The organism is Cryobacterium sp. 10I1 (genome assembly GCF_035019805.1).
GTDB classification, from domain to species: Bacteria; Actinomycetota; Actinomycetes; order Actinomycetales; family Microbacteriaceae; genus Cryobacterium; species Cryobacterium glucosi.
Genome location: NZ_JASJVF010000249.1, coordinates 1 through 4,641, shown reverse-complemented (window position 1 = coordinate 4,641; position 4,641 = coordinate 1). Strand labels below are relative to the sequence as shown.

Genomic DNA, 4,641 nt, shown 5'->3' with positions numbered 1-4,641 from the left:
GCACGAGCGCGTGCACCACGCTCGACGAACTCGCCGGGAGCGGGCTACACCTCAACGCCACGGTCATGGGCTCGCTCGGGACGGCAGGCCCCCTCACCGTTTCGGACGCCTACGACCAGCTGATCGACGTCAGCGTCGATTGGACCGCAGACGGAATGAGCTCATCGAGCGGCCCGCACCCTAGCGCGGACGGGTAGCCCGGGCGCCGAGTGTCGCCACACCCGCCGAGGATCGCCCGTACACCGGGTCGTCTGGGCGGAACCGGCGACACTCGACCGTGGTCGGCCGCGGCGAGGCTCGTCAAGCGGGCGGGTCACACCGTGCCGGTGAGCTCGTGCTCGACGAAGTCCCTGCGGCGGCGTTGCACCCGCATCCAGATGAAGAAGCCCGTGATCGTGAACGCCCCGTAGAACACGTACAGGATCGCCGAGGCGTAGTACCCGGCGCTGACCAGGAGCGGTACCCCGACGATGTCGACCGCGACCCAGATCAGCCAGAACTCGGTCCAGCCCTTGGCCATGCCGTAGGTCGCGAGCAGGGAGCCCGTGAAGATCCAGGCATCAGCCCAGACCGGTTCGAAGGAGCCGAGGGCACGGAAGATCGGGGTGAGCACGAGGGTGCCGGCGACCATGCCGAGGCCGAGCAGGATGCGGGTGCGGTTGCCCGCCCAGTGCGGCACGACCGCGGCGCGAACGGTGGAGTGGCGGCTCCGCGACCACTGGATCCACCCGTAGATCGACACGATGATGAACATCACCTGTCGGCCGGCCTGGCCGAGCAGGTTCACCGGGTTGGGGGTACCGAAGACGGCGCCGAGGAACACCGTGAACAACAGCGCATTGCCCGCCATGCCGACCGGCCACGCCCAGACCTTGCGGCGCATTCCACCGACTGCGCTCAGTATCCCGAACGCGTTGCCGATCACCTCGCGCCAGAGGATGGTCTGCGTGCCGATCTGAAGTTGCGCGTCGAACAGCCACTCAATCGGATTCACAGGTCAACTTCCTCGCCGGGGCTGGTCCCTCCGCCTTCTCCCAACTTACCGCGAACGCTTTCGGGCGGCTTCGGCTCAAGCTCGTCGGCCAGGCGCAGCCCACGCTCTGCCCACCCGATTTCCTGCTCGGCCCGGGCGATGAGCCCCTCGTAGGCGAAGAGCTTGTACGCCGCGATGCGCGGCCGCTCGGACTCCGGGCTGATCAACAGTCTCTGGACGAAGATCGGATGCGTACCGTCCCGGATCGCGGCGAACTGGCCCTGCCACTGCTCGCGCAACCCGGCCCAGTGCCGCACGTGCGCCCGGAGCTGCTCCCGGACCGAGTCCGGGTCGGCCCACTCGAAGTACGCCGCACGCAGGTGCGCCGGGTCTCGCTCCCGCGAGTACTCGACCGGTTCGGCCATCCACGCACGGAACGCCTGCTCACCCAGCGAGGTGATGTGGTAGACCCGCTTCGTCGCCTGGGTCGCCTGGGTACTCCGGGCAACTGCCGTCGCCTCGATCAGTCCCCCGGTTTCCATCCGGCGCAGTTCCGGGTAGATCTGCGAGTCCGGGGCGCTCCAGACGTGCCCGACCGAGCTGTGGAAGGACTTGGCGAGGTCGTAGCCCGTCATGGGCTGCGCCGTCAGGAGCGCGAGGAGGGCGTAGCGCAGGCTCATGGTTTGATTCTGGTCCCTGAAAGGGTCTTGTGGTTTCACTATCGACATAGGTATTGTTGCCCTCCATTGACCTATCGATGTGATGCCAGGTGCATGATGTCCGGACGAAGGAGTCCCGATGAAGGAAACGACCGTCGACAAGATCCTCGGCCACCCGCTCAACGCCTGGTACGTCGCGGCCTGGGACCACGAGGTCAATCGCAAGCCGCTCGCGCGAACCGTCGCTAACCGTCCGCTCGCGCTGTACCGCACCGAGGACGGTGACGCCGTCGCCCTCGCCGACGCGTGCTGGCACCGGCTGGCGCCGCTCTCGATGGGAAAGCTGGAGGGCCGGGACGGCATCCGCTGCCCGTACCACGGCATCCTCTACAATTCGGCGGGCCGCTGCGTCTCGATGCCGGCACAGGAGACCATCAACCCGAGCGCAACGGTCGCGTCCTTCCCCGTCGTGGAACGGTACCGCTACGTCTGGGTGTGGCTCGGCGATGCAGCCCTGGCCGACCCGGAGCTCGTGCCCGACATGCACCAGATGGATGACCCGGAGTGGGCAGGAGACGGCCTGACGATCTCGGTGGACTGCAACTACCAGCTGGTGCTCGACAACCTGATGGACCTGACCCACGAGGAATTCGTGCACAGTTCCTCGATCGGCCAGGAGGCGCTGAGTGAATCCGAGTTCACGGTGCACCATGACGAACGGACCGTCACCGTGGAACGCTGGATGCTCGGCATCGACGCTCCCCCGTTCTGGCTGAAGAACATGCGCGACAAGTTTCCCGGCTTCGAGGGGAAGGTCGACCGCTGGCAGATCATCCACTTCGAATCGCCGACCACGATCAACATCGACGTCGGTGTCGCGCGGGCCGGCACCGGGGCGCCGCAGGGCGATCGAAGCCAGGGCGTCAACGGCTATGTGATGAACACGATCTCGCCCGTCACCGACCGTTCCTCCCGCTACTTTTGGGCGTTCATGCGCAATTACCGGCTCGAAAGCCAGGTGATCACCACCCAGCTGCGCGACGGGGTCTCCGGCGTCTTCAGGGAGGACGAGGACATGCTCGTCGCCCAGCAGGCCGCGATCGACGCAAACCCCGACTACGAGTTCTACAGCCTGAACATCGACGCGGGCGGGATGTGGGTGCGGCGGCTGATCGAACGTCAGCTCGCTGCGGAGGGACGCCTGCCCGCGCCCGTCGCTGCCGGCTGAGTGGCGGCGACGACGATGGCAACGTCCCACGCGGCGGTCTGGCAGCGCGCCACGGTCGTCGACTCGACCGCCCTCACCGACAACATCCGCCGGATCGTGCTCGCGCCCGACCACCCGGCCAAGGTCGACGCCGGCGCACACATCGACGTGCGCGTGCCGATCGGCGGGGTTCTGGACCGCCGGTCGTACTCCGTCGTCGACGCCGGCCCCGACGGCCGGACCCTGGCGATCAGCGTGCTCGACTCTCCGCGGTCCCGCGGCGGCGCGCGGGCGATGCACGCCCTCCGGCCCGGCGACACCGTCGAGATCACCCAGCCGATCGTCGACTTCCCCCTCCGCGTCGGAGCCGCGCACTACGTGCTGCTGGCCGGCGGCATCGGCATCACTGCGGTCATGGGCATGGCGAGGGTGCTCCGGTCGGTCGGCGCCGACTACACGCTCGTCTACGCCGGGCGCAGCCGGCCGGCGCTGGCCTACGTCGAACACGTGCAGAACGCGCACGGCGACCGGCTGAGACTCCACATCACCGACGAAGGCAACCCGCTCGACGTCACCGAGCTCGTCGGCGGGGTCGAACCGGGCACCGAACTCTACCTGTGCGGTCCGATCAGGCTGATGGACGCCGTTCGCCGGGCCTGGATCGAACGCGAGCTCCCCTACCCCGACCTCCGGTTCGAGACCTTCGGCAACAGCGGCTGGTTCGCCCCCGAGGACTTCGTCGTGCGCATACCGCGGATCGGCGCCGAGGTCACCGTCCGGGCGACCGAGACCATGCTCGAGGCGCTCGAGGCCGCTGAGGTCGACCTGATGTTCGACTGCCGCAAGGGTGAGTGCGGACTCTGCGAGGTGCGCGTGCTCGACCTCGACGGAGACATCGACCACCGTGACGTCTTCTACAGCGAGCGCCAGAAGGACTCCCGCGGCACGATGTGCTGCTGCGTCTCCCGAGCCGTCGCCCCGCCCGGCGGCACCGCCGTCGTGACAATCGACATTTCCTGATCCTCCGCACCCCTACCCAACCGCAATCACCCTGAAGGAGAACCGCCCATGACACTCACCGTGAACGAGACCGCGACAACCCTGTTCCTCGACCCCGCGGCGTGGTCGGGGAAGATCTACATCAACGGGGAGTGGGTCGCCGGGTCAGGCGGCGACCTCCCGGTCATCGAGCCGGCGACCGGCGACGAGATCGGCCGGATCGGGATCGCCACCCCCGTCGACGTGGCCAGGGCCGCCGCGGGCGCGGCCGCGGCGCAGAAGGCCTGGGCCGCGACCGCGCACCCGGTGCGCGCCGCCGTGCTGCGCCGGGCCGCCGCGCTCCTGGAGGAACACGCCGACGAGATCATGGACTGGAACGTGCGGGAAGTCGGCGCGGTTCCCGGGCTTGCCGGCTTCGCCCTCCACGTCGGCGCTCAGGAATGCTACGAGGCGGCGGCGTTGCCGTCGCATCCGCTCGGCCAGGTACTCTCGAGCGAGGAGCCGAGGATCTCCATCGCCCAGCGGGTGCCCGTCGGCGTCGTCGGAGTCGTGTCGCCGTTCAACGTGCCGATCATCCTCGGCATCCGCGCGGTGGCGCCGGCGCTCGCGCTGGGCAATGCGGTCGTGCTCAAGCCGGACCCGCGCACCGCTGTGACCGGCGGCGTGATGATGGTGCGCATCTTCGAGGAGGCCGGCCTGCCCGCCGGGCTCCTGCAGCTGGTGACCGGCGGCGCCGATGTCGGCGAGGCCATCGTCACCGACCCGAACGTGCGGGTGATCGCGTTCACCGGCTCGACCAGGGC

6 protein-coding genes are annotated in these 4,641 nt (G+C 68.6%); 4 read left to right on the top strand and 2 right to left on the bottom strand.

Translation table 11 applies throughout. From position 1 onward, the window contains the following. On the top strand, window positions 1-197 hold a 197-nt coding region (locus QN345_RS15790), incomplete at its 5' end, for a hypothetical protein (RefSeq protein WP_323508849.1). A gap of 116 nt (window positions 198-313) precedes the next feature. Here the strand turns inward: QN345_RS15790 and pnuC are convergent. Both pnuC and QN345_RS15780 read right to left on the bottom strand, forming a co-directional pair. Further along, on the bottom strand, window positions 314-994 hold the full coding sequence (pnuC, locus tag QN345_RS15785) for a nicotinamide riboside transporter PnuC (RefSeq protein WP_134449363.1): 681 nt from the start codon (window positions 992-994) through the stop codon (window positions 314-316). Continuing rightward, window positions 991-1,653: a PadR family transcriptional regulator gene (locus QN345_RS15780; protein ID WP_322135283.1), complete on the bottom strand. Its 663-nt coding sequence runs from the start codon at window positions 1,651-1,653 to the stop codon at window positions 991-993. Before QN345_RS15780 ends, pnuC begins: the two co-directional genes overlap by 4 nt. A 118-nt stretch (window positions 1,654-1,771) precedes the next feature. Here QN345_RS15780 and QN345_RS15775 point away from each other — a divergent pair, with 118 nt between their 5' ends. The 3 genes from QN345_RS15775 to QN345_RS15765 form a co-directional block, all read left to right on the top strand. Then, complete coding sequence (locus QN345_RS15775) at window positions 1,772-2,860, top strand: aromatic ring-hydroxylating oxygenase subunit alpha (RefSeq protein WP_134449361.1); 1,089 nt, start codon at window positions 1,772-1,774, stop codon at window positions 2,858-2,860. Between the two features lie 15 nt (window positions 2,861-2,875). Next, window positions 2,876-3,859, top strand: a complete 984-nt coding sequence (locus tag QN345_RS15770) for a PDR/VanB family oxidoreductase (RefSeq protein ID WP_322140941.1) — start codon at window positions 2,876-2,878, stop codon at window positions 3,857-3,859. A 48-nt stretch (window positions 3,860-3,907) separates the two neighbouring features. Continuing rightward, window positions 3,908-4,641, top strand: a 734-nt coding sequence (locus QN345_RS15765; RefSeq protein ID WP_323508848.1) for an aldehyde dehydrogenase family protein, incomplete at its 3' end; no start/stop codon positions are given.

Coding starts and splice junctions, on each gene's coding strand:
- QN345_RS15770 (WP_322140941.1), top strand. CDS start 2,876: ATGGCAACGTCCCACGCGGCGGTCTGGCAGCGCGCCACGGTCGTCGAC.
- QN345_RS15780 (WP_322135283.1), bottom strand. CDS start 1,653: ATGAGCCTGCGCTACGCCCTCCTCGCGCTCCTGACGGCGCAGCCCATG.
- QN345_RS15775 (WP_134449361.1), top strand. CDS start 1,772: ATGAAGGAAACGACCGTCGACAAGATCCTCGGCCACCCGCTCAACGCC.